Genomic DNA, 25,670 nt, shown 5'->3' on the forward strand with positions numbered 1-25,670 from the left:
AGAAACACTTCTCCGCTTTTTATTTTCAAGATAGATTATGCCTTTTCAATAGTTGACTTAAAATCAGTAATATTGAATTCGTCTCACATATTTCTTTTTCTGAATCTCTTTTTTAGGAGCGTCGTTATTATATATTACGTTTATGATTTCTGAAATATTGATTTCGTTCCAGTTTCCTTTTTTATCATAAGAATAATGTGATTCTTTAATCGGTTCATTTTTATCATCGTAATATTTCTGTGCAACTAGTTTTTGGTTTTCATCATATTCATAAAGTGTTTTGTGACCAACTTTATTATTAGACACATTTTGTTTTTCTACTACTTTCCCTTTTAATTTGGGATAGGTTAATTCAATTTGATAAAGCTTTTTATCTTTTGGCGGACTTGCAGAATATTTTAAAACTTTTGCAGTATCTTTTTCTTTAATATATTCATAAGATATTTCGTAAAAGCTATTAGTATCGCTTTGTTTTTCCAGTTTTATTCTTCCAAGATTATCGTAGAAATAATTTATTTTTAATTCGGGTTGATTTTCACTTTTATTTATTTCTTTAGTTATTAAATTATTTTTGTTGTAGATATTTTTAATGCTCGAAAGCAATTTATTTTCATCATCATTACTTTCTTTTGAAAGAAGTTTTGATTGAGTATTGTAAGTAGATTTCGTGATAGAAATCAGATATCCATCTTCTGTATAATATTTTGCCAAAACAACATTACTTTTTTTATCAATGGTTTTGTAGGTTTTATTTCTTACGCTTGGTTCATTCGTTCCATAACCAGAATACGGATATTTCTGATTTTCTTTTATTGAAAATTTAGAAAAATACCGGTCAAAATTATCACCACAAGATTCGCACAGTGTGGTAATAATTTGATTGGATTTGTACTTATTTCGTTCTTCACTTCTGAGATATCCATCATTATATTTTTTTTCAACAAGAGGTCTTCCTTTAATGTCGAAAGTTTTTAGTTCAACAGGTTTTTCTTTACTACCATATTCGATAATAAATAAGTCAATAGATTTTATATTCCCATTTAATTTTTCATTTTCAACCATATAATTTTGAGCTGAACTGAAAAATCCTATTAGCAGAAAAAGATAATTTAATTTCTTCATATGAATAAAATAAAAAAAGCGGAGAATTTTCTCCACTTTTAATTTATGCTTTTATATTCAGTTTCAATTCCAATTCATCGAGCTGTTCATCAGCAATTGCAGCCGGCGCATCGATCATCACGTCACGCCCTGAATTATTTTTAGGGAATGCAATATAATCTCTGATTACTTCGTTTCCGTCAAGGATAGCCACCAAACGGTCAAACCCGAAAGCCAAACCACCGTGAGGCGGTGCTCCGTATTTGAAGGCGTTCATCAGAAATCCGAACTGAGTTTCTGCTTCTTCTTTTGTAAATCCTAACAGATCAAACATTTTTGACTGTAGCTCTCTGTCGAAAATTCTGATGGAACCGCCGCCGATTTCGTTTCCATTTAAAACCATATCGTACGCGTTGGCTCTTGCTTTTCCGGGATCTGTTTCCAGCAAATGAACATCTTCCGGTTTTGGAGAGGTGAAAGGGTGATGCATCGCGTGGTAACGCCCGCTTTCTTCGTCAAATTCCAATAAGGGGAAGTCAACCACCCAAAGAGGGGCAAATTCGTTGCCTTTTCTTAATCCGAGACGGTTTCCAAGCTCCATTCTCAATGCTGAAAGCTGGGTTCTTACTTTGTGCTCGTTTCCAGAAAGAATTAACATTAAATCGCCTTCCTTCGCACCAAATTTCTCGATGATTTTCGCTAAATCTTCCTCGCTGTAGAATTTATTCACAGAAGAAGTTTTTACACCATCGTGCTGGAATTTTACCCAAACCATTCCTGAAGCTCCTATTTGAGGTCTTTTAACCCAATCAACAAGCTCATCGATTTGCTTTCTTGTATATTCTGCACAACCTTCAACATTGATTCCGACCACTAATTCAGCGTCATCAAATATTTTGAAATCTTTTCCTTTAACCAAATCATTCAATTCCACGAACTCCATTCCGAAACGGATATCCGGTTTGTCGTTTCCATATTTCTGCATCGCATCCGCAAACGTCATTCTTGGGAAAGCTCCGAATTCCTGACCGGTGATATCTTTGATTAATGTTTTCGTCATTCCTTCAAAAACATTCATTACATCTTCCTGATCTACAAAAGCCATTTCGCAGTCGATTTGTGTAAATTCCGGCTGTCGGTCTGCTCTTAAATCTTCATCACGGAAGCATTTTACGATCTGGAAATATTTATCCATCCCACCCACCATCAGCAATTGCTTGAATGTCTGTGGAGATTGTGGCAATGCATAAAACTGTCCCGGATTCATTCTGCTCGGAACCACGAAATCTCTTGCTCCTTCAGGAGTAGATTTAATTAAAACAGGAGTTTCAACTTCGATAAATCCTTCATCTGAAAGATAATTTCTCACTTTTTGCGCCATCTTGTGGCGGAAAATCAGCTTGTCCCTTACCGGAGCTCTTCTGATATCCAGGTAACGGTACTTCATTCTCAATTCTTCACCGCCGTCCGTTTCGTCTTCAATTGTGAAGGGTGGAAGCTGAGATTCATTAAGCACGGTTAATTTTTCAACTAAAATTTCAATTTCTCCTGTAGGGATATTGGGGTTTTTGCTTACTCTTTCGATTACTTTTCCTGTCACCTGGATTACAAATTCGCGGCCCAGTTTTTTTGCCTCTTCCATCAATTGAGCCGATGAACGGTCCTGATCAAAAACCAGCTGTGTAATTCCGTAACGGTCCCGAAGGTCTATCCAGATCATAAATCCTTTATCACGAATGGTCTGTACCCATCCTGAAAGGGTAATTTCTTCATTAAGATGCTGAAGAGATAATTCTCCGTTAGTGTGTGATCGAAACATAATTATTTGTTTGAAATTTTCGTGGGCAAAGATAAGATTTTTAAAAAGGTTTAAAAGCAAAAAAACTTCCTGGAGGAAGTTTTTAAATACTATAGAATGTAATTTTTTTATTTTAAAAGCTCAGCTAAGGCAGAATGGTTGTTTTTTACTGCATAATCTTTTGCGGTAAGTCCGTTCTGATCTTTGATGTTTTTATCAGCTCCTTTTTTCAATAGCATTTTTGCCATGTCTGCGTTCCCGAAAACCGCTGCATTCATAAGAGGAGTCATTCCGTTACAAGCTTTGTTTACATCAGCTTTGTTAGCTAATAAAAAGTTGGAAATCGTTTTCTTATTATTAAGAGCGCTATATGACAGCATCGTGAAAGATTCACTTTTTACCCCAAAACATTTGTCATAATCTGCTTTTGCAAAAGCGGTTTTAAAGGCCTGTATATTGTCTGACTGGATAGCCTGTCTCTGTACTTTAGAAAGCTGCTGAGCAAATAAAACATTGGCAAACATAGAAATTCCGAAGATCAGAGTAGAAGTAATTATTTTTTTCATAGATTTTATTTTTCTAAACAATATACAAATCTAATAATTTTTTTGATACATCTTATTAATTACTCATCCATTTGATCTATTTTTCTGAATTTTATTTATAAATCGTTATTATAATTCTTAATTTGATCTTTAATTTATATTCTTAATTATTTTTTTGATTGTCAATATTAAATAGTTTACGCACGAAATTGTATTTTTGAAAATCTGCAGAAACATATGAAAAAATATCTCGATTTTCTCAAAAAAGCTTTTAGTAAAGAAGAAACCGATTACACAAAAATCAGTATCAGAAGTGCCGTTCTCCTTCTAGCGATTCCCATGATGCTGGAAATGGCCATGGAATCTGTATTTGCTTTGGTAGACCTATATTTTGTAGGTCATCTTAAAGAAAGTGGTTTTGCTATACAGACAGTTGGCCTTACAGAATCTGTACTTACAATAATTTATTCTATTGCAATCGGGATGAGTATGGCCGCAACAGCAGTAGTTGCGAGAAGAATTGGCGAGAAAAATCCAGAACAGGCATCCAGAAGTGCAGCGCAGGTCATTTCAGTTTCTTTTGTGATTACTTTAATTTTGAGCTTATTAGGCGTTATTTATGCTAAAGATATTTTAATGCTTATGGGTTCAAAACCTGAGGCGGCTTTTTACGGTCAAGATTTTACCAGAATTATGATGGGAAGCAGCGTAATTATTATGCTTCTTTTTCTAATCAACGGGATTTTCCGGGGTGCAGGAAATGCTGCCATTGCTATGAAAAGTCTTTGGATTGCCAATATTGCCAATATTATTCTCTGCCCCGTCTTGATCAGAGGATTAGGACCCGTTCCGGAAATGGGTTTAACAGGTGCTGCAATTGCAACTACGATTGGCAGAAGTATAGGCGTTTCATATCAGTTGTATCATATTTTTGTGGCAGATTCTTTAGTGAGAATAAAAACAAAATATTTTAAACCCGATGGTAAGCTTATTACATCCATTGTGAAAATAGCAACACCGGGGATTTTTCAGTTTGTAATCGCGTCTTGCAGCTGGATTTTCCTGGCTCAGCTGGTAGCTACAACGGGAGGGGAAGATGCTTCCGCGGGATATCAGACGGCACTCCGTCTGATGATGTTTTTTATGCTTCCCGCGTGGGGACTGAGTAACGCTGCTTCTACTTTGGTAGGACAGAACATGGGTGCCAATGAAATGGTGCGTGCAGAGCAGTCAGTTATGAAAACCGTAAAATATAATGTGGTTTTTATGCTTACTGTGAGTCTTATTTTTTTCTTCCTGGGAGATTTTCTGGTAAGCTTTTTTACGGATGATATTCATATTAAAGATTTTGCAGAAAGTGCACTTCATATCATGAGTACCGGATTTGTTTTTTATGGCATCGGTATGGTAACCATTAATGCTTTCAATGGTGCAGGTGATACCTGGACGCCAACCTGGCTCAATTTTTTCGGATTCTGGATGTTTCAGATTCCGATGGCATATGTTCTTTCAAAATTTTTGGGGATGGGGCCTAAAGGCGTTTTTATATCAATACCCGTTGCAGAAATTGCGCTTACTATTGCTGCGTTTATTTTATTCAAAAAAGGAAAATGGAAAAAGGTCAAAGTTTGATGCCATTACGAAATTATAATTTTTTAGCATATGAAATCTTTGACGTTTACATTCATATTTTATAACTTCGCACTTCACCAATAAATATTTCATTATGGGAAAAGGCGATAAGAAATCCAGAAAAGGTAAGATTACTGCAGGAAGCTACGGCAAAAGAAGACCAAGAAAAGCTTCAAAATCTACCGCCGCTTCATCTGAAAAAGAAAAAGCGTAAAAACAAAAAGACCGAAAGTATATCTTCGGTCTTTTTTATGTAATGAATTGTTAATTACTTTCCTCCCAACAGGTTTCCGAGAAGATCACCGATGCCGCCGCTTTGTTGTTTCTGCTGTTGACCGCCGCCGAGTACACTTCCTAAAATATCATTTAAAGGATTTCCGGAAGATTGGCCTCCACCGCCTAAAACGCTGCCCAAAATATCATTTAACGGACTTACGCTCTGATCCTGAGCTTGGTTGGATGCGTTTCCAAGAATTCCTCCCAACAAATCACCCAATCCGCCTGCGCCTACGTTATTCTGCTGCTTTTCTTTTCCGATATATCCCATAATAACCGGCGCCAACATTGCTAAAACGGGACCGATTTTATCAATTGAGATCCCCGTATTTTGAGATAACTGATTTTCAACCGTATTTTTCTGATTGCCAAAAATGTGCGAAAGAATAGATCCACCTTCATTCTGTCTGTTTTCAAGCTGCGAAGGGTCATCCAAAATGCTCCCGTCATGATCTTTATCTAAAGCTTTATTTAAGGATTCTGCTTCGTTGGCATCCTGAGATTTATTTCTGAGATAAGAAATAACAAGTGGAGTGGCTACCGCCAAAAGCGCGATAATCTGATTTTTACTGATGCCGAATTTGTTTTCTGCTTGTTCTGCAACCTGATTTCCGGTGTTACCTGTAAGTAGGTCTAATAAACTCATTGTGTTTTTTTTATTTGTTAGTTAGCCAAAGTTATCAAAAAATATTCCATTAACAATTTTTACACGGAATTTTCTCTAAATTTTAAATCGATATTATATTTTGAGGGCACATTATAATTTTCGAATTTCATCCAGTGTTTCGTTTTTTTTACGTAATTCTATAAATTGTCTAGAAGCTTCTCTCATTGCATCAACGTTATCATTGCATTGTATATTATCTAATGTAAATTCTATACAGCCCACATTATTATGAAGCCAAGGCAACATGTAATAGCGCAAACCATCTTTGTACAATTTTTCCTGATGAAATTTTTCACCGGCTTGGGTAAAAGACACCATGTAAAAACACGATACATAAAATAAAGGGATCAGCAAGGGGGAAAACCTTAGCTTTTTCAATTGAAACTTAGGGTCTAGAACCTTAATTCCTAATGCAATAAACACTACAAATATCAAATAGAAGGGAATGAAATAGACATAGTTATCGGAAACAGCATAGAAAGTGGCAAACCCAAATGTGAATAGCGAAGCGATAGCCAGAAAGAAAAATTGATTTTTAAAATTTCTGTACAAATAAATAATACCGGCGACGCAAAAGGTAATAAAAACATTAAAATTGTAGACCAGATAAAGAATTGATTTTACAACATCTTTACCCAAATCAAAAAAGCTTTGCGAAAATGTATTCTCCACCCAGGGTCCTTTCTTTGAAGTAAAAACATATTTAAATTCAATATCGTTAATATAATTTACAAGAAACATTAAAGAAAAAATAAAAAGAAAAGAGATCAACGACCATAAAACATTTTTTCTGTTATGTCTTACCAAATAGAGCAAAACCATATATGCCGGAATCAGCATGATATTCTGAATATGAATCCAAAAACTTACGCCCAAAAGAATACCCGAAAGTAGAATATTTTTTTGAGAATTATCCTTTAACGATCTAACTGAAAAGATAAAAAAAATAATTACAGCTAAGGAATTGAAGGTATAAACTTCTACCGTTTCAGCACTGCGCCAAAAAGTAAAACTCAGGCCAAATATGAATGTTGAGGTCACGGCGATCCAGTTTTCTGCAATAAATTCTTTTAATAAGATGAATACCAGACTCACTGTTAAAGCAGCAGGAATAACAGACATCAGACGCATTAGAAAAATGCTTTCAAAATCTAGAAATTTTGAGAAAAATATGGGGATATTAATGTATAAAAAGTGGTCAAGCGGAGTTACATTAGTGATAAACCTACGATTCTCAACATCTAAGACAAATCCTATGCAGTCTCCGAACGATATTTTAGAAAAACTTCCGATATCATAGATCAGGAAAAAAAGTAAAAAAATTAAGAAAGGAATAGCCCTACTTTTCATTCATTAGTTTTTAAAAATAGGGACATTAGAGCACGCTTCCCCGAACATCAGTGATTTCACAATAGGTTTCAGTTGCTCTACGAGTTCAATATAGGCATTTTCAGGAATTTCCTGATCAGAACATCCTTTTACCAAAACTCTTTTGTCTTTTAGCTCATCAAAATCATGAGTCTGAATCGCATTATGCATTAAAATCACTTCAAGATCTTCACGGGTTCCGAAAATAATTTTTTTAGTGATATCCGTTAATTTTGCCGTGATTAAGAAATAAGCCCAGAGCGGAACAATAGCATCTGCCGAATTATAAATATAGACATATGTGTTTTCATACTCTGCCGTAGGGATTGCTTCTACTTTTTCACGGAAATCTTTTTCTTTCAGGATCATTTCCATAAAAAGAAAATCTTTCAGGTCAATGCCTTTTCGCTCCCCTTTAGGAACCAGGTCAGCCAGGTCAAAATTGATAAGGCCACTGGAGGCTACTTTATTTTTTATTTCAAATTCTTCTGACATTTTTTATCATTATCTTTGAACAAATTTACAAATTAAGATTCAATAACGATTAATTTGTTCTCTATCCTTATCATAGAAACCTCCCATTATACATCATTTAATAGTACAATCGAGAGGTTTAGATATAAACGAATAAAGGTTTCAACAACATGAAATATTATATTATTGCAGGAGAGGCTTCCGGAGATTTGCACGGAAGCAATTTAATGAAAGCTTTACAGCAAAAAGATCCTCACGCAGAATTCAGATTCTGGGGCGGCGATCTGATGTCAAAACAGGGCGGAGCCTTGGTAAAACATTACCGTGACCTTGCTTTTATGGGCTTTCTGGAAGTGGCAATGAATTTACGAACGATTTTAAACAATATTAAATTCTGCAAAGAAGACATCAAAAATCATCAGCCGGATGTTTTAATTCTGGTAGATTATCCGGGGTTCAATCTCAGAATTGCAAAATTTGCGAAACAACTGGGAATTAAAGTAGTATATTATATTTCGCCGCAACTTTGGGCCTGGAAAGAAGGCAGGGTAGAAATCATCAAAAAATACGTGGATGAGATGATGGTGATTCTTCCTTTTGAAAAAGATTTTTATCAGAAACACGGAGTACATTCTCACTTTGTAGGCCATCCTTTACTGGATGCGATTTCGAGCCTTGAAGATCTTGATCCTGAAATATTTAAGTCCGAAAATGGTCTTAATGAAAAAGAAATTATTGCACTTTTGCCGGGTTCCAGGAAGCAGGAAGTAGAAAAAATGCTTGAAATCATGCTTTCTGTACGGCCTTATTTTAAAGAATATCAGTTCGTTATCGCAGGAGCACCCAGTCTTCCCAAAGAATTTTACCAGAAGTATGTGGATGAGAATGTGCATTTTGTATCCAATAAAACCTATGATCTACTGAGGTGTTCAAAAGCGGCATTGGTCACTTCGGGCACCGCAACTTTAGAAACGGCTTTGCTAAATGTTCCGGAAGTGGTTTGCTATCGCGGAAGTACAATTTCGTATGCGATTGCAAAAAGGCTGGTAAAAAATATCAAGTACATTTCTCTGGTAAATTTGATTATGGATCGGGAAGTGGTTAAAGAATTGATTCAAAATGATTTAAATACGAAAAACCTGATGAAGGAGTTGAAACTGATTCTAGAGGGAGAGAAAAGGGTAAAAATGCTTGACGAATATACCGTTTTGAAGGAAAAATTGGGCGGAAAAGGGGCGAGTGAAAATGCGGCTGAGGTTATTTTGAATATGTAACTGATTCTTTTCTGATACTTTATTGTAATTTATATAAATTTTTCGCAAAAAGCTTTATAAAACAGAATAAATTGCTTTATTTTGTTCAAAACACAAATTTTGAACAGACAGCCGCTATTCATTCTTGTCATTTGTTTCATCGCCGGGATTTTTTTTCAGGATCTTTTTTCTTTTGACCTGAAAATTATTCATGCAGTGGTAGGAGTAAGTTTTGCATTAATCATCTTGATTTTTTTCAACACTTATTTTATCAGCAAATGTAAACCGGTATTTCTTGCCGTTTCTTTCATCGGAATCGGTATGGCTCTCCACTGTATCAACAGCTTTGAAAACCAAAAATTGAATATTGGAAAAAACGAAACCATTGTTTTTAAGATTTCCAAAAAGCTAAATTCTACAGAAAAAAATAAAAAATATGAAGCGGTTGTTTCTCTGGATCATCATGTTTTTAATGCCGTCTTACTCATTCCTAAAAAAAGTAAAGAGCTTGATTTTAAGCACTATTACAAAGCTCTGTCCTACATAAGCGAGCCTCAGTCTCCGGAATATGATTTTCAGTTTGACTACTCAAAATATCTGCACCGAAAAAATATCAATTACCAATGTTATATCAATGAAAAAATTTCTTCCGCTCCAAGAAATGACCTGTCTCTGAACGAAAATGTTCTGCAGAAACGCCTTGAGGTTCTTCTGAATATCAATCGGTCAAAATTATCTGCTAAGACCCAGGAGTTTTTGAAAGGAATTATTTTGGCAGACCGCACGGAAATTGACTCCGGAACTTTACAGGATTTTAACAGATCCGGATTAGTGCATTTCCTGGCCATTTCAGGGACGCACATTGTGGTTATCTTTGGGCTGTTGTATTATTTCCTGGTCAGAATCATTCCTTTAAAATTTAGAAAATCAGCTGTTATGATCAGCTTAGGCTGCATTTGGTTTTTTGCCTTATGTATAGGATTCGGAAATTCGGTCGTGCGTTCCTGTATCATGTTGAGTGTATATTTTGGATATATTTTACTGCAGAGAAAACCAGATTTGCTGCATTCAATGGCTTTATCTGCTTTTATTATTTTAATCATTGATACCCAACAGATTTTTGATGTTGGTTTTCAGCTTAGTTTTTTGGCTGTTCTCGGAATATTCTGGCTAAACCAACCGATTTTATCGTATCTGCCGAAACAAAATAATTACTTTAAAAAGCTGATTTACAATACGGTATCGGTCTCACTTTCTGCTCAGCTCGCAACGCTTCCGTTGGTGTTGTATTATTTTCATCAGTTTTCATTCATTTCTATTATTGCTAATTTTTTTATCGTACCATTTTCAGAAGTTATTATTGTTTTTTCATTCATAATGACGGGATTGTTTGCAATAGGATTGGATTTTAGTTGGATGATCATTGTGTATGATGAGATCGTAAAAATATTACTGCATGTGATTCATTGGTTCGCAGATTTTGACCAGCTTTTTTTCGGGCATATTCCGATGAATTTGGCAGAGGTTTCAATACTGTTTCTTGTTCTGTATTTTCTAAGATGTATGATGGTTAAAAATAATTTTAAGAACCGATCTCATTTGTTAATGGCTGTAATAGGTTTTTGCATTGTAAGGATTTCCTGTACTGTATTAGAAAACCAGCAGTCGGAGATACTCATTCATCAATACCGAAAGCATAAAATTGTATCTGTAAAAAAAGGAGAAAATGCCAGTTTTTGGATTGCAAGTAAAGATGATCAGGAATTGATAAAAAAATATATTATCGATCCTTATCAATCTTCCAGAAGGGTGAAAAATGTTGATGTGAAAATTTTACCGACCAATGCTGGAAGTGTGATTTTTAATGGTAAAATTTATTCTTTAAAATGATATTTAATGTTATAATTTATTCTGATTTTATTATGTTTAGCAATCTTATTTAGAAACATTACAAACTGTCTAATAGTGAGATTTCTCAGTTTTTATTCTTGTTAACATTTCCTAATTTTGTACAAATTCAAATTTAAACTTAATATGGCAGGTTTAACAAGTTCTACGATAGGTAGAAAATATGCTATGGCATTGTCGGCTATGTTTTTGCTGATCTTTTTGGTGATGCACCTTTCGGTAAACCTTTTATCGGTTTTCGGAGAATCGGCATACAACAATGCTTCGCAATTTATGGGGTATAATCCTCTGATTCAGTTTGTAATGCAGCCCGTTTTGATGTTTGCGGTCATTTTCCATTTTGTGATGGGTTTTGTCCTGGAAATTAAAAACAAAAGTGCGCGTCCTATTGGGTATGATATGAATAAAGGCTCGGCCAATTCTACCTGGATGTCCCGCAATATGCTTATTTCAGGAGCGGTAATACTGGCTTTCCTGTTTTTGCACATGTATGATTTCTGGTTTCATGAGATGAATTACAAATATATTAATGGTCTTCCGATAGAAGAAACCCGTTTCTGGGGAGATCTTCATAATAAATTTAATGACATCTGGAGAGTGGCGCTGTATGTAGTTTCTTTTGTTTTATTGGGATTGCATTTAGGACACGGCTTCCAGTCTTCTTTCCAGTCGGTAGGAGCAAGACATCCGAAATATACTCCGGTAATCAAAGCTTTTGGAAACTGGTATTCAATTTTAATTCCGGCAGGATTTATTTTCATTGCTGTTTATCACTTTATAACTCAATAATATCAATCATACGAATATGAGTAAATTAGATGCAAAAATTCCGGCAGGTCCTTTAAAGGACAAATGGAAAAATCATAAAGACCATATGAACCTTGTTGCGCCTAACAACCGTGATAAAATTGATATTATTGTGGTAGGTACAGGTTTGGCAGGAGGTTCTGCTGCAGCTACTTTAGCAGAGCAGGGATATAATGTAAAGGCATTCTGTTATCAGGATTCACCAAGAAGAGCGCATTCTATTGCTGCGCAAGGCGGGATTAACGCTGCTAAAAATTATCAGGGTGACGGTGACTCTACTTATAGATTGTTTTATGATACAATCAAAGGGGGTGACTATAGAGCAAGAGAAGGAAATGTGTATAGACTGGCAGAAGTTTCTGCAGATATTATTGATCAGTGTGTTGCGCAGGGAGTTCCATTCGGAAGAGAATATGGCGGTCAGTTAGACAACCGTTCTTTTGGCGGGGTTCAGGTAAAAAGAACTTTTTATGCTAAGGGACAAACCGGTCAGCAATTATTATTGGGAGCCTATTCTGCAATGAGCCGTCAGATCGGGAAGGGCAGAATTAAAATGTACAACCGTCATGAAATGATGGAGCTGGTCATAGTAGACGGAAAAGCACGAGGGATTATTGCAAGAAATCTGGTAACCGGCGAGATTGAAAGACATTCTGCTCACGCGGTAGTCATTGCTTCCGGAGGATACGGAAATGTATATTTCTTATCCACAAATGCAATGGGTTCAAACGTTTCCGCAGCCTGGAAGATCCATAAAAAAGGAGCGTACTTTGCAAACCCTTGTTATGTACAGATTCACCCGACATGTATTCCGGTACACGGAACGCAGCAGTCTAAACTGACTTTGATGTCCGAATCCTTAAGAAACTCAGGAAGAATCTGGGTTCCTAAGAAAATTGAAGATTCAGTAGCAATCAGAGAAGGAAAATTAAGACCCGAAAATATTAAAGAAGAAGATAGAGATTATTATTTGGAGAGAAGATATCCGGCGTTTGGGAACCTGGTTCCCAGAGACGTTGCGTCCAGAGCTGCTAAGGAAAGATGCGATGCAGGTTTCGGAATCGAAAATAATGATACTCAGGAAGGGGTTTACCTCGATTTCTCTACAGAAATCATGAAAAAAGGTAGAGAAGCCGCTATTGAAAAACATATCAGCAATCCTACAGATCAGCAGCTGTATGATTTAGGAAAAAGCTGGGTCGAGGAAAAGTATGGTAACTTATTCGTAATGTACGAAAAGATTACTGCAGATGATCCGTATAAAACACCGATGAAAATTTATCCGGCAGTTCATTACACAATGGGTGGAGTTTGGGTTGATTATAACCTACAGTCTACGATTCCGGGATGTTTTGTCATTGGGGAAGCCAATTTCTCAGACCACGGAGCCAACAGATTAGGAGCTTCTGCACTGATGCAGGGTCTTGCAGACGGATATTTCGTACTTCCATATACCATCGCAGATTACCTTTCTGCAGACATCAGAACGGGTTCTATCCCGACTGCTTCGGCAGACTTTGATGAAGCAGAAAAAGAAATCAGAAGTAAAGTAGATTTCTTCCTGAATAATAAAGGATCTCATTCAGTAGATTATTTCCATAAAAAATTAGGACACATCATGTGGAATAAAGTAGGAATGGGAAGAACTCCTGAAGGATTGAGAGAGGCAATCAAAGAAATTGAAGAAGTAAGAGCAGACTTCTGGAAAAACGTAAAAGTTCCGGGAGATGCTGAAGGAATGAATACTGAGCTTGAAAAAGCTTTCAGAGTAGCAGATTTCTTAGAATTGGGTCAATTAATGGCTATTGATGCATTACACAGAAACGAGTCGTGTGGCGGTCATTTCCGTGAAGACCATTCTACTCCGGAAGGCGAAGCTGAGAGAGACGATATTAATTTCAAATATGTAGGAGCATGGGAATACCAAGGAGGAGACATCAATCAGGAGGTTCTGCATAAGGAAGATCTGATCTATGAAAACATTGAAGTGAAAACAAGAAGCTATAAATAACAGTTATGAAGAGTTTAAAAAAAATACTATTATTTGTAGTAGTTCTCTTAGGATTTTCTACTGTTTTAGCTCAAAAAGTGACCACGCAATCTATTGATAAACCATCAGAGGGAAAATCATTGGTATATATCTTAAAAACCGGAGCGGGTCTTTTAATTAATTTCAGACTGTATGATGAGGATTTGTTTTTAGGATCAGTTCCAAGCGGCAAGTATCTTGTGTATGAATGCGATCCCGGAAAACATTTGTTTTGGGCAGGTGCAGAAAACAGAGATTATGTAGAAGCCAATCTTGAACCTAACAGCGTGTATGTTATCAATGCAGAGGGGCAAATGGGCGCTTTTGTGGCTGGAGTTAATCTTAAGCCTATGAATCCTAACGAATTTAAAGATAAAAAACTTTTTTATCAGGTAATTAAAAATGATACTAAACAGATATATGCAAAGTCAAATGACGATAAATCTGAAAACATTGCCAAAGCAATGGAAAAGTATCAGGAGTTGAAAACAAAGAACTCAAATAAAATTGCCGTTTTAAATTCAGAAATGAAATTTCAAAATGCAGATAAACCAATAAAATAATCTCCAACCTATAAATATAACATTATGAGTGCAAAAAAAGGCTTACATCTTACGCTGAAAATTTGGAGACAAAAAAATAATAAATCTAAAGGTCAGTTCGAGACTTATAAAATATCAGATGTATCTACAGATTCTTCATTCTTGGAAATGTTAGACATTCTGAACGAAAATTTAATTAACGAAGGAAAAGAACCCATCGCTTTCGATCACGACTGCCGTGAAGGAATCTGTGGGATGTGTTCTCTTTATATCAATGGTAGAGCGCATGGTCCTGATACCGGGATTACAACCTGTCAGTTGCACATGAGAATGTTCAAAGACGGTGAAACGATTGTTATAGAACCTTGGAGAAGCGCTGCTTTTCCTGTAATTAAAGATTTAATTGTAGACAGAAGCGCATTTGACAGAGTAATGGCTGCGGGAGGATTTATATCTGTAAATACTTCAGGAAATACATTAGATGCCAACGCAATTCCGGTTCCTAAAGAAGACGCAGACAAAGCAATGGATGCTGCAGCCTGTATCGCTTGCGGAGCTTGTGTCGCTTCTTGTAAAAACGGTTCTGCCATGTTATTTGTAGGAGCCAAAGTTTCTCAATACGCACTTTTACCTCAAGGTAGAGTAGAGGCCAAGAGAAGAGTTCTGAATATGGTAAAAGCAATGGATGATGAAGGTTTCGGAAACTGTTCAAATACCGGAGCTTGTGAAGTAGAATGTCCTAAAGGCATTTCCCTGGAAAACATCGCAAGAATGAATAGAGAGTATATGTCTGCCATGGCAGATAAGGGATAAGATCAATCCCATATATAAATTATCGTCTTCCGCAGTGAAGACGATTTTTTTAGTTAAATCTTTCATAAAATACTTAGCAATATTGTATTTAGTATATTGAAAAACTTATTTTTGCTTAATTATTAATTTCAAAATGAAATATAAAATTCAATCATTTCAAAAAAATAATATCACAATAATGATTAAAAAATATCTTTTGTTGTTTGTCATTGCAGTATTTGCAATGTCTTGTTCAAAAAAAGTCGAAGTTAAAGGAAAAATCGCAGGCGGTTCTCCATTAGAAAGAGTGGAGTTTGTAGAGGCTTCAGGGGTCGCTACTTTACCGTTAATCAACGTAGGTGTAGATAAAGAAGGGAATTTCACCGGAAGTTTTGAAGCGCCTAAAAACGGAATGTATGTAATCAACTACGCCGGAAAACAAAATTTAATTTTCCTTAAAGGAGGTCAGTCGGTGACGATTTCAGGAAATGCCACTACGTTTCCAAATGAATATGTAGTTACCGGCGATGCAAAGAATGACAACGAATTCTTCCAGGCTTGCCAGAAATTCTTAATGACATATGGTCAGAAAGTGAATATGCAGGAACTAGCGTCCGGAGACGAAAACAAATTCCTTAAAGGGATCCAGAAAATTGAAGCTGATCTTAATAAAAATATCGATGAAAATGTTACCAAACATAATCCCGGTAAAGAAGTTACAGAGTGGAAAAGAATTGATGCAAGAACCGCAATCCTGAACCTTTTGGCAAACTATGAAATGAGCAAAAGACAAATGTCGGGCAATCCTTCATTCAAAGTTGGTAAAGCGTTTTCGGATTACGAAAACAAACTTCAGGATAACAAAGAAGAAATGGTAAAAATAAGCCCTTTCTACAGACAATATTTGTTGACTAAAATGAGCTCCGATTTCCAGAAATATGCAGAAGCCAATAGCAAAGGAAAAACAGATATTACCACTTCAGAATTGTTTAATCAGTATCTGAAAACCAAAAAAGAAGTGTCCCAGACGACAAAAGATTATCTTTTAGCATTTGTAATGGCTCAGTCAGACATTCATCCGCAAACTCCTGCGGCCACGACAGATAAAATTAAAAAGATCATTGAAGAAGATATTAAAGATGCCGGGATTAAGGCTGACCTTAAAAAAATGCAGTTTGCCATCAACGGATTTAAAATTGGGGATGATGCTCCTGCCGCAAACTTAGTAAAGCAAGACGGTGCCGCTTACAACCTTACAGACAATAAAGGAAAACCTTATATGATGGTATTCTACGCATCTTGGAATCCTTATATCAATGAAGGGACTATGCCTGTTCTTAAAGAAGTGGTAAATTTTTACAAGTCTAAAATGAATTTCGTATTTGTTAATGTAGATGATACTAAAGATCAGTTTGTAAAAACCAGCAACTCCATGTTTAAAGGGGTTCCGGGTCAAAATGTTTTTGGTGACGGAGGCCTTAATTCTGATGTTGCTAAAAAATACGGAATCTATGCTTTCAAATTACCGAGCTTTATTGTAGTCGATAAAAACGGTAAAATAGCAAGCAGAACATTTGTGAATCTCGGTGATGCAGAATTGATCTCAATCTTAGATAAACAGACCGGTCTTTCTGCACCTAAAGTTGCGCCTCAGCAAATGATGCCACAGATGAATATGGATCCTTCAGCTCAGCAGGCGCCTCCAGTTCAGGAAGCTCCTCAGCAATCGGCTCAGACAAAATAATAAAATTTGCACAATAGAAAAAAACCTTGTCTACGGATAAGGTTTTTTTTATTGTATTTTTGCAAAGTGAAGCCGATAGGTGAATCTGATATAAAAATAGAAATGTACGGAGTTAAAATAGAAAATTAACTTCGTAGTGATAGAAATTAATATGAAAAAGAAAAAAGACGTAATTCTTGAAAATATAAAACTTTTAACGGCAGGTGCAAAAGGAGTAGCGATAGGAAAAACCGAAGATGGAAAAACCGTTTTGATTTCAGGAGCAATACCGGGAGATGTGGTAAATGCAAGAGTGAAAAAATCAAAATCAAAATATTTTGAAGCGGAGGTAAAAGAGATTGTTGAAAAATCCCCATTCCGAGTTGAGCCGAAATGCATTCATTTCGGTGTTTGCGGAGGCTGCAAATGGCAGAATATGGCCTATGAAAAACAGCTGGATTTTAAACAGGAAGAAGTATATAATAATATCAAAAGAATCGGAGGAGTAGATAATTTTGAAACTGTTCGTATTCTGGGTGCCGAACAGCAGTACTTTTACAGAAATAAAATGGAATTTTCTTTCTCCAATTCAAGATGGCTGACTCAGTACGAAATCAGCTCTGAAGAAAATTTCGGAAGCAGGGATGCTTTAGGTTTTCATATTCCGGGAATGTGGAGCAAAATTCTTGATCTTAAAGAATGTTGGCTGCAGGAAGATCCTTCCAATGCAATCCGCTTGGCGGTAAGAAAATTTGGCGTAGAAAACGGGTTAGATTTCTTTGATGTAAAAAATCAGGAAGGGTTTTTGAGAACCTTAATGATGAGGCAGAATTCTCAGGGAGAATGGATGGTTTTATTCCAGCTCTACCGAGAAGAGAAAGCAAACCGCATACAACTCTTCGATTATCTGCTTGAAAATTTTCCGCAGATCAAAACCTTAGTATATGCCATTAATCCGAAGCAGAATGATTCTATTTATGATCTGAATGTCAATATATATTACGGGGAAGGGTTTTTAATGGAAGAAATGGATGGGCTGAAATTCAAAATAGGTCCGAAATCATTCTTTCAGACCAATTATAAGCAGGCGTTGGAATTATACAGAAAAACACTTGAATTTGCAGATTTGAAAGGGGATGAGGTCGTATATGATTTATATACGGGAACCGGAACCATTGCACAATATGTAGCAAGAAATGCAAAACAGGTGATCGGGATAGAATCTGTACAGGAAGCCATTGATGCCGCGATTGAACACGCCGAACTAAATGGGTTAACCAATACCACATTCTATTGTGGAGACATGAAAAACGTTTTTAATGATGAATTTCTGGAAAACCACCCGAAAGCCGATGTACTCATCACTGATCCGCCAAGAGACGGGATGCATCAGAAAGTGGTAGAACAGATTCTAAAACTTGCTCCGGAAAAAGTAGTATATGTAAGCTGTAATTCTGCTACACAGGCAAGAGACATCGCCTTAATGAAAGAGCAATATACTTTGGTAAAAATACTTCCGGTAGATATGTTCCCTCAAACGCATCATGTAGAAAATATTGCATTACTTATAAAAAAATAATTAATTACATTTGAATATAAATCAAACTTAATGAACATTTTTAAAAACTTTAAAACCGTCTCTTTAATAATTGCTTTATTATTATGTATTCAGCAAACACTTTCCGCGCAGGAAAAAGGTAAAGACTCTGCAACGGTAAAAACAGACACTGCGAAAGTAAAAAAAGATGATAAAAAGAAAAGCCTGATCAAGCCTTATAAAGAAGTCATTACCGATAAGGCTGTTTCTGATCAGGGCGTTTTCACGGTTCACAAAGTAGATGATAAATATTATTTTGAAATTCCGGATAAGATGCTGAAGAAGGAATTTCTTCTGGTAACAAGGCTTACAAAAGCTGCGGCAGAAATGCGTTCCGGAACTTCCGGATATGCAGGTGATCAGATCGGGCAGCAGGTAATCACTTTTGAAAAGGGGACCAAAGACAAGATCTTTGTACGTTCAATTTCTTATGTAGATTATGCAAAAGATTCTACATCAGATATGTACAATTCTGTGATCAGAAATAATGTGCAGCCCATTATTAAAGCCTTTGATGTAAAAGCCTACGGAATTCAGAAAAACTCTTCGGTGATTGAGGTGACCGATATTTTAAATTCAGACAATGAGATTACATCATTTTCGGTTCGTGCAAAAGACGATTATCGAGTGGGCGCTTTTCAGAAAGATATGTCATTTGTCAATTTCGTAAAATCTTTTCCTTCCAATATAGAAATCAATACCACCAAAACATTTTCCAGAACAGCCGGGAAACCCAATCCTTTAATTAAAGATGTTCCTAAAATCAGTGGGAATTATACTGTTGAAATCAATTCCTCATTTGTTCTCTTGCCGGAAAATAAAATGCAGGCACGATACTTTGATCCTCGTGTAGGCTATTTTACAGTAGGGTATACAGATTTTGATCTTGATCCTCAAGGCGTAAAAAGAATTTCGATTGCCAAAAGATGGCGCCTGGAACCAAAACCTCAGGATCTCGAAAAATACAATAGAGGTGAACTGGTAGATCCTGTAAAACCTATCGTATTTTATATTGATCCCGCAACACCAAAAAAGTGGGTCCCTTATTTGATTCAGGGAGTCAATGACTGGCAGAAAGCATTTGAGAAAGCAGGTTTTAAAAATGCAATCTTTGCCAAAGTTCCTGATCCTAAAATAGATACGGAATGGAGCCTTGAAGATGCAAGATTTTCAGCCATTGTGTATAAGCCTTCCGATGTTCCGAATGCTTCAGGACCATCTATTGCAGATCCCAGAACAGGGGAAATCCTGGAAAGTCATATCAACTGGTACCATAATGTGATGATGCTTCTGAGAAACTGGTATTTTGTACAGGCCGCTCCCAATGATCCGAGAGCCAGAAACCCTGAGTTTGATGATCAACTGATGGGAGAGCTGATTCGTTTTGTTTCTTCTCATGAAGTAGGGCATACTTTAGGTCTGAGACATAATTTCGGGTCGAGTTCTACAGTTCCGGTTGAGAAATTAAGAGATAAAAAATGGCTTGAGAAAAACGGCCACACTCCTTCCATTATGGATTATGCAAGATTCAATTATGTAGCGCAGCCCGAAGACCATATCGAAGAGTCAGGAATTATGCCGAGAATCGGAGATTATGATTATTGGGCAATTGAATGGGGCTACAGAAGATTTAATCAATATAAAACCCCGGAATCTGAAAAAGAATTCCTGAACCAGTGGGTAATTAAAAACCTGAAAAATGAGAGACTTTGGTTTGGTACAGAATCCAATCCGCTTGATCCAAGATCACAAAGCGAGCAGGTAGGTGATAATGCAATGCTTGCAGGCAACTATGGCATAAAAAATCTACAGAGAATCGTAGACAATTTGGAAAAATGGACCCAGAAACCCAATGAAGATTTTAGCAATCTTGAAACCATGTATGATCAGGTAACCGGACAGTTCAGAAGATATTTGGGGCATGTCTCAAAATATATCGGCGGACAGATGGAAACTCCGAAAACCGCCGAGCAATCCGGCCCTGTTTATCAAATTGTTGCTAAAAAAGATCAGAAAGACGCCATGAAGTTTCTGGATGAGAATATTTTTACCACTCCACAATGGCTATTGAAAAAAGAAATTTTTGAAAAAACCGGAAAAACACCCGTGAAAACTGTTGAAGATCTTCAAAATGCAGTATTAGACAGAATTTTAAGCCCAATGGTACTGCAGAATATGTACCAGATGGAAGCGGTGGACCAGAATTCTTATTCTGTGATTGAATTGTTTTCAGATCTCAATACTGCTATTATGACAAAAGGAGATACAGATATTTACAGAAGAAACCTTCAGAGAGATTATATCGATAGCCAGATAAAATTAATTGATAGCAAGAGTGATGACAAGTCTGATATTTCTGCGATTGTAAGAGGAAATTTAAATACCATTAAAAAAGAACTTTCATCAAAATCGAATACTGAAGATCTTGTAAACAAATATCATTATGACGATTTAATCTTCCGTATTGAAAAAGCTTTAGATCCAAAATAATTATGAAATATTGCCAGTTTTTTATATTCTTTTCTTTATTGATGATGCTCACATCATGCGGCGGAGACAATGATATCTGTGAGAGCGGGGAAGGAACACCCAGAATGAAGATCAGATTCAGAAACCTTATTGACAATAAGCTCAGAAAAGTAGACACTTTATATGTATATGCAGATTATGGTTCCGGGAAAGTAAGTCTGGGCAAAAATGCGAATGTAGATTCTATTTTAGTTCCGATACGCGTAGACGATTCCCCTTATACGGATTTGTATTTTAAAACAAGGCTCAATGAGCAGCAATCAAAAGTAAGGGTAAACTACACCACAAAATCCACCTATGTTTCTCCCGGATGCGGCGTAAAAAAAACGTATGAAAATTTAAATTCACAATTGCTGGAATCGATAAGTGTTAAAAAACTGGAATCCGGACAAAATTTTATTGAGAATGAAGACAAGACGAATCTATACCTTCTTTTTTAGCCTTTTCAGCCTGTTGAGTTTTGCTCAGCAAAACAAAGAAGTGCAGAAAGAAAAATGGAAATATGAACCTAATTTTATGGTAGGTTTAGACGTACTTAACACAGGTGTTTCATTTTTTTCAGACCGGCAATTGTTTCAGGGTTTTGTATCATCAAAGATTAGTAACAACATCCATGCAGTTATTGAGGCCGGTTTTGAAAGCAATATTTACCAAAAGAATGGCTATGATGCGAAAGCCAATGGTCCGTTTGCGAAAATCGGTGCTTTTTATATGTTGGCGAAAGACCGTGAAAATGAGTTCAACGGCTTCTACGCAGGAGGGAAATTAGCGGGTTCATTTTATACTCAGGAATATTTTGCAATTCCCATTCGTGGGTTTGGCGGAAGCAGTTCTTCTGTGGCGTTACCATCCTCTTCACAGTCTTCTTTTTGGCTGGAAGGAACCATTGGAGGGAGGGTTCAGCTTTTTGAATCCAATTTTTATATTGATGTCAATATGCAGCCAAGATATCTTATGGTCACTTCAAAACAGGATGAGGTTGTTCCTATGATTGTTCCGGGATTCGGGAGAAGCTCTTCAAAATTCAATATGGGTTTTGCATGGAATATTGCTTATAAATTTTAAAAATTCTGAAAGTGAACATTTTTACAAACACAGGAAGCTGTTAAAAATGTTTTCGGTGTATCCTAATCCGGTGACAGATTTGTTAAACATCACCAGGATTTTAAATATGACTACATTTGAAATATGCAATGCAGTAGGACAAATTGTAAAAGCAGGTATATAAAAACAATCGGGTGAAAGTTTCCGTATTTTCAAAGGTGTATATTTTATAACTATTAAAGACAATAACATCAAGGAAAGTATAAAGTTTATTAAAAATAATATTTTCTAAAAATACCTATTAAATCCTCAGAAAAGTCCTGGGGATTTTTTGTGAGATTACCATTTTAACACAATACGTATATTTTTTTTGAAAATAAATGAGACAATTTACTTATATTTGGCAATAAATATAATTTTTGTTTAATGAAGAAACTGATTACTGTCTTATTCTGTAGTCTTATTGGTGGCTCTGCTATAGCACAATGGACGCCGACTACAGTGAAGAGAAGTTCAAATGTTGAACTTTCTCAGATAACAACCTCGTATAAGCTAGACCTCAATAAAATGAGAGATCAGCTTAAGAATGCTCAGGAAACCGGTCCTAATGCAAAGCCTGTTGAGATTTCTTTGCCTACTCTAAAAGGTAAAATTGAAAGATTTGCAGTGTATAGTTTTCCTGTAGTGGTTAAAGAATTAGCTGATCAATATCAGTTAGGTTCTTATGTAGGTGTAGGTATTGATGATCCTACCAAATATGTAAGATTCTCTTTAGCACCAAATGATTTCCAGTCAATGATCGTAAGAGGAGGAGATTATGAATTTATCGAACCTACCTTAGCTGATAAAACAATTTATGGAGTACACGCAAAATCTAAGCCTACAGGTGGGAAGAGTTTTGTATGTAGTACAGACGAAACCCCTGCTGTAAAAGAGCAGATCGCTGAATTGCTTAAGAAAGGATCAACATTTACCAATCAGCCTACCGATTTTGCAAAATCTTCTGATAAGAAATACCGTACCATGAGATTGGTAATGTCTGTAACGGGAGAATATACAACATTTCACGGGGGTACAGTTGCTGGAGCTTTAGCGGCAATTAATGCAACGATGACCAGAGTAAACGGAGTTTTTGAAAAAGATTTCGCATTGCATTTAAATGTACAGAATTTCCCGAATGTAATTTATACTAACGGCGCTACAGATCCTTATTCGGATCCTGCTATAGGTACGGCTCCTGCAAATGCAAATGCTGCAATCGGATGGAATGTTCAATTACAACAAACATTAAGCGTGAATGTAGGAAGTGCAAACTATGATATCGGACACTTATTCGGAGATACCGGAGGTGGAGGTAATGCAGGATGTATCGGCTGTGTGTGTATAGACCCTACAGGAACTCCGGCAACTTCTTTATCTAAGCAAAAAGGTTCTGGATATACTTCTCCAGGTGATGGTATTTCTCAGGGTGATAATTTTGATATTGATTATGTAGCACACGAGATGGGCCACCAATTAGGAGGTAACCATACCTTCTCTCACGCTCTTGAAGGAGCAGGTGTAAATGTAGAGCCGGGTTCAGGATCTACAATTATGGGATATGCAGGGATTACTGGTGCAACAACAGATGTTCAGGCACATTCTGATGCTTATTTTCATATGATAAGTATTGTTCAGGTTCAGAATAATTTGGCCGCTAAGACGTGTGATGTAGAAACTACAACAACGAATAACCCACCGGTTATTGCTGCTTTACCAGCTTATACAATTCCTAAGGGAACAGCATTCGTACTTACTGCTTCTGCTACGGATCCTGAAAATAATCCGATGACATACACGTGGGAAGAAATAGACAATGCATCTGCAGTTATTAATAAAACGAATTTAGGTACAACTGCTGATGGTGCTACTTTCAGATCTATAGCGCCTAGTACAAGTCCTACAAGATATTTCCCTAAATTTTCTTCTGTTTTGGCAGGAGTGTTAGATAATACATTAAATACTTGGGAATCAACTTCCCAGGTAGCAAGAAGTTCTACTTTTGCAGTTACGGTAAGAGACAATAATCCAAACGTTGCTCAACAGCAGACTCAGTATGAAATTCAGTCAATTACAGTTGGAGCAGACGGGCCTTTTAAAATTAGCTCAGGTGCTTATCTGTTCTCAAATGTTGCCAATACTGTAACTTGGGATGTTGCCAACACAGCAGGTGGTGCATATAACTCTCCGAATGTTAAATTAGACTATTCTACGGATAACGGAGTAACTTGGACTGTTCTTGCTGCAAGTACTGCAAATGACGGAACTGAAAGTGTCAATATGCCGGCTTCTCTAAATGGTCAGACTGTCGTATTCAGAATATCTTCTATCGGAAACGTATTTTATGCGATTAAGAAAATGACGGTAGCTACTCAGGCAGCTTGTGGAAGCGCAGTTACAGGTGTTACTGTTTCCAATATTACGGCAACCGGTGCTACAGTAACTTGGGCTCCTATTTCAGGTGCTACTTCGTATGTGATTCAATATAAGAAAACTACCGATGCTACTTGGCAGACCACTACTTCTGCAACTAATACGGTGAATATTGCAAGTCTTACGTCTAGTACAGCATATGAAGTACAGGTTGCTTCTGTGTGTGGAACTCAGGGTCCATTCTCAGCAAGCACAACTTTCACAACACTGGTTACTGCTTACTGTACGGTTTCAGCAACGAACAATCCACAGTTTGAATATATCTCTAATGTGAGTATGACAGGTACTACTGGTACACTGTTGAATAACACATCGGGACCTTCTAACTATTCAGATTTTACTACCAATACTTCACTTCAGCCGAATTTAGCAGCAGGAAGTACATATACATTATCAATAACTGTTGCAACTGCAGATTATGATACAGCAGTTGTATTTATAGATTATAATAAAAATGGTGTATTTGAAAATTCAGAGAGAGTATTGAATTATCCTGTAGCACTTGCAACAGCACCTATTACAGGTTCTTTCACGGTTCCTGCTACGGCGATTACAAATCAGCCGTTGAGAATGAGAGTTATTTTATATTATGCTGGTCAGGCAAATGCAGGACTTTCTTTAAATACAACATATGCCGGTTGTGGAACAATCAGTTACGGAGAGGCAGAAGACTACAATGTAGTAGTTGCAAGCCCGCTTTCAACATCTGAAGTTCGTGCAAACAGTGGTATCCAAATGTACCCAAATCCTGCTACTGATGTATTAAATATTACTAAAGTATCTGACAAAGCGACCTATAAAATTTATAATGCAGCAGGTCAGCTTGTAGGAAACGGAAACGTAAGTGGCGGAAAAATTAATGTATCTGCATTAATTAAAGGTGCTTATGTAATTACTGTTGAAGAAAAAGGAAAAGATTCATTCAATTCCAAATTCATTAAAAAGTAAAAGATTATTCTCATCAATAAAAAATCCTCATGTATCATTACATGGGGATTTTTTGTGCAATCATAAAATTGAGTTTTTATGTAATTTGTATAAAAAAAATATTTGAACTGAGATTTTAATAATAAAAAATGATTAGATTTGTAATATTAATATAATATAATAATA

The 25,670-nt window shown here is 36.4% G+C and carries 21 protein-coding genes; 15 read left to right on the forward strand and 6 right to left on the reverse strand.

From position 1 onward, the window contains the following. Positions 1 to 63: 63 nt before the first annotated feature. The 3 genes from N0B16_RS13390 to N0B16_RS13400 all read right to left on the reverse strand — a co-directional run bounded on the left by N0B16_RS13390 (position 64) and on the right by N0B16_RS13400 (position 3,465). Positions 64 to 1,122, reverse strand: a complete 1,059-nt coding sequence (locus N0B16_RS13390; protein ID WP_262991456.1) for a hypothetical protein — start codon at positions 1,120 to 1,122, stop codon at positions 64 to 66. 43 nt (positions 1,123 to 1,165) lie between these two features. Next, positions 1,166 to 2,920, reverse strand: coding sequence for an aspartate--tRNA ligase (gene aspS, locus N0B16_RS13395; protein ID WP_262991457.1), 1,755 nt, complete (start codon positions 2,918 to 2,920; stop codon positions 1,166 to 1,168). Between the two features lie 107 nt (positions 2,921 to 3,027). Then, positions 3,028 to 3,465: an ankyrin repeat domain-containing protein gene (locus N0B16_RS13400; protein ID WP_262991458.1), complete on the reverse strand. Its 438-nt coding sequence runs from the start codon at positions 3,463 to 3,465 to the stop codon at positions 3,028 to 3,030. 216 nt (positions 3,466 to 3,681) lie between these two features. Between N0B16_RS13400 and N0B16_RS13405 the strand changes: the two genes are divergently transcribed. Both N0B16_RS13405 and N0B16_RS13410 read left to right on the forward strand, forming a co-directional pair. Next, positions 3,682 to 5,076 (forward strand): MATE family efflux transporter, encoded by a 1,395-nt coding sequence (locus tag N0B16_RS13405; RefSeq protein WP_262991459.1) that lies wholly within the window; start codon positions 3,682 to 3,684, stop codon positions 5,074 to 5,076. A 94-nt stretch (positions 5,077 to 5,170) separates the two neighbouring features. Next, on the forward strand, positions 5,171 to 5,290 hold the full coding sequence (locus N0B16_RS13410; RefSeq protein WP_262991460.1) for a 30S ribosomal protein THX: 120 nt from the start codon (positions 5,171 to 5,173) through the stop codon (positions 5,288 to 5,290). Positions 5,291 to 5,344: 54 nt separating this feature from the next. Here the strand turns inward: N0B16_RS13410 and N0B16_RS13415 are convergent, their stop codons facing one another. The 3 genes from N0B16_RS13415 to N0B16_RS13425 all read right to left on the reverse strand — a co-directional run bounded on the left by N0B16_RS13415 (position 5,345) and on the right by N0B16_RS13425 (position 7,882). Beyond that, positions 5,345 to 5,998: a DUF937 domain-containing protein gene (locus N0B16_RS13415; RefSeq protein WP_262991462.1), complete on the reverse strand. Its 654-nt coding sequence runs from the start codon at positions 5,996 to 5,998 to the stop codon at positions 5,345 to 5,347. A gap of 111 nt (positions 5,999 to 6,109) precedes the next feature. Next, a complete protein-coding gene (locus N0B16_RS13420; protein ID WP_262991463.1) occupies positions 6,110 to 7,369 on the reverse strand; it encodes a protein O-mannosyl-transferase family in 1,260 nt (419 codons plus the stop codon). 3 nt (positions 7,370 to 7,372) lie between these two features. Next, positions 7,373 to 7,882, reverse strand: a complete 510-nt coding sequence (locus tag N0B16_RS13425; RefSeq protein WP_262991464.1) for a DUF2480 family protein — start codon at positions 7,880 to 7,882, stop codon at positions 7,373 to 7,375. A gap of 149 nt (positions 7,883 to 8,031) precedes the next feature. On the opposite strand from N0B16_RS13425, the gene lpxB reads away from it, so the two are divergent. The 13 genes from lpxB to N0B16_RS13485 all read left to right on the forward strand — a co-directional run bounded on the left by lpxB (position 8,032) and on the right by N0B16_RS13485 (position 25,505). Then, positions 8,032 to 9,135, forward strand: coding sequence for a lipid-A-disaccharide synthase (lpxB, locus tag N0B16_RS13430; protein ID WP_262991465.1), 1,104 nt, complete (start codon positions 8,032 to 8,034; stop codon positions 9,133 to 9,135). A 99-nt stretch (positions 9,136 to 9,234) separates the two neighbouring features. After that, positions 9,235 to 11,004 (forward strand): ComEC/Rec2 family competence protein, encoded by a 1,770-nt coding sequence (locus tag N0B16_RS13435; protein WP_262991466.1) that lies wholly within the window; start codon positions 9,235 to 9,237, stop codon positions 11,002 to 11,004. Positions 11,005 to 11,148: 144 nt separating this feature from the next. Next, on the forward strand, positions 11,149 to 11,811 hold the full coding sequence (locus N0B16_RS13440; RefSeq protein WP_262991467.1) for a succinate dehydrogenase cytochrome b subunit: 663 nt from the start codon (positions 11,149 to 11,151) through the stop codon (positions 11,809 to 11,811). A 16-nt stretch (positions 11,812 to 11,827) separates the two neighbouring features. Next, positions 11,828 to 13,840 (forward strand): fumarate reductase/succinate dehydrogenase flavoprotein subunit, encoded by a 2,013-nt coding sequence (locus N0B16_RS13445; protein WP_262991468.1) that lies wholly within the window; start codon positions 11,828 to 11,830, stop codon positions 13,838 to 13,840. Between the two features lie 5 nt (positions 13,841 to 13,845). After that, entirely contained in the window at positions 13,846 to 14,421 is a 576-nt protein-coding gene (locus tag N0B16_RS13450) for a hypothetical protein (RefSeq protein WP_262991469.1), read from the forward strand. A gap of 24 nt (positions 14,422 to 14,445) precedes the next feature. After that, on the forward strand, positions 14,446 to 15,213 hold the full coding sequence (locus N0B16_RS13455) for a succinate dehydrogenase/fumarate reductase iron-sulfur subunit (RefSeq protein WP_262991470.1): 768 nt from the start codon (positions 14,446 to 14,448) through the stop codon (positions 15,211 to 15,213). Positions 15,214 to 15,391: 178 nt separating this feature from the next. Further along, on the forward strand, positions 15,392 to 16,936 hold the full coding sequence (locus N0B16_RS13460) for a TlpA family protein disulfide reductase (RefSeq protein ID WP_262991471.1): 1,545 nt from the start codon (positions 15,392 to 15,394) through the stop codon (positions 16,934 to 16,936). A 151-nt stretch (positions 16,937 to 17,087) separates the two neighbouring features. Beyond that, on the forward strand, positions 17,088 to 18,494 hold the full coding sequence (rlmD, locus tag N0B16_RS13465; RefSeq protein WP_262991472.1) for a 23S rRNA (uracil(1939)-C(5))-methyltransferase RlmD: 1,407 nt from the start codon (positions 17,088 to 17,090) through the stop codon (positions 18,492 to 18,494). Positions 18,495 to 18,524: 30 nt separating this feature from the next. Continuing rightward, positions 18,525 to 21,002: a zinc-dependent metalloprotease gene (locus N0B16_RS13470; protein WP_262991473.1), complete on the forward strand. Its 2,478-nt coding sequence runs from the start codon at positions 18,525 to 18,527 to the stop codon at positions 21,000 to 21,002. A gap of 2 nt (positions 21,003 to 21,004) precedes the next feature. Continuing rightward, on the forward strand, positions 21,005 to 21,481 hold the full coding sequence (locus N0B16_RS13475) for a DUF6452 family protein (protein ID WP_262991474.1): 477 nt from the start codon (positions 21,005 to 21,007) through the stop codon (positions 21,479 to 21,481). Beyond that, positions 21,447 to 22,106: a DUF6048 family protein gene (locus N0B16_RS13480; RefSeq protein WP_262991475.1), complete on the forward strand. Its 660-nt coding sequence runs from the start codon at positions 21,447 to 21,449 to the stop codon at positions 22,104 to 22,106. The genes N0B16_RS13475 and N0B16_RS13480 overlap by 35 nt, the downstream gene beginning before the upstream one ends. 46 nt (positions 22,107 to 22,152) lie before the next feature. After that, positions 22,153 to 22,269, forward strand: coding sequence for a T9SS type A sorting domain-containing protein (locus N0B16_RS14175; RefSeq protein WP_497006662.1), 117 nt, complete (start codon positions 22,153 to 22,155; stop codon positions 22,267 to 22,269). A gap of 242 nt (positions 22,270 to 22,511) precedes the next feature. Continuing rightward, positions 22,512 to 25,505 (forward strand): reprolysin-like metallopeptidase, encoded by a 2,994-nt coding sequence (locus tag N0B16_RS13485; protein ID WP_262991476.1) that lies wholly within the window; start codon positions 22,512 to 22,514, stop codon positions 25,503 to 25,505. Positions 25,506 to 25,670: the final 165 nt, after the last annotated feature.

This window comes from Chryseobacterium gilvum (assembly GCF_025628965.1).
In the GTDB taxonomy this organism is placed as follows: domain Bacteria; phylum Bacteroidota; class Bacteroidia; order Flavobacteriales; family Weeksellaceae; genus Chryseobacterium; species Chryseobacterium gilvum.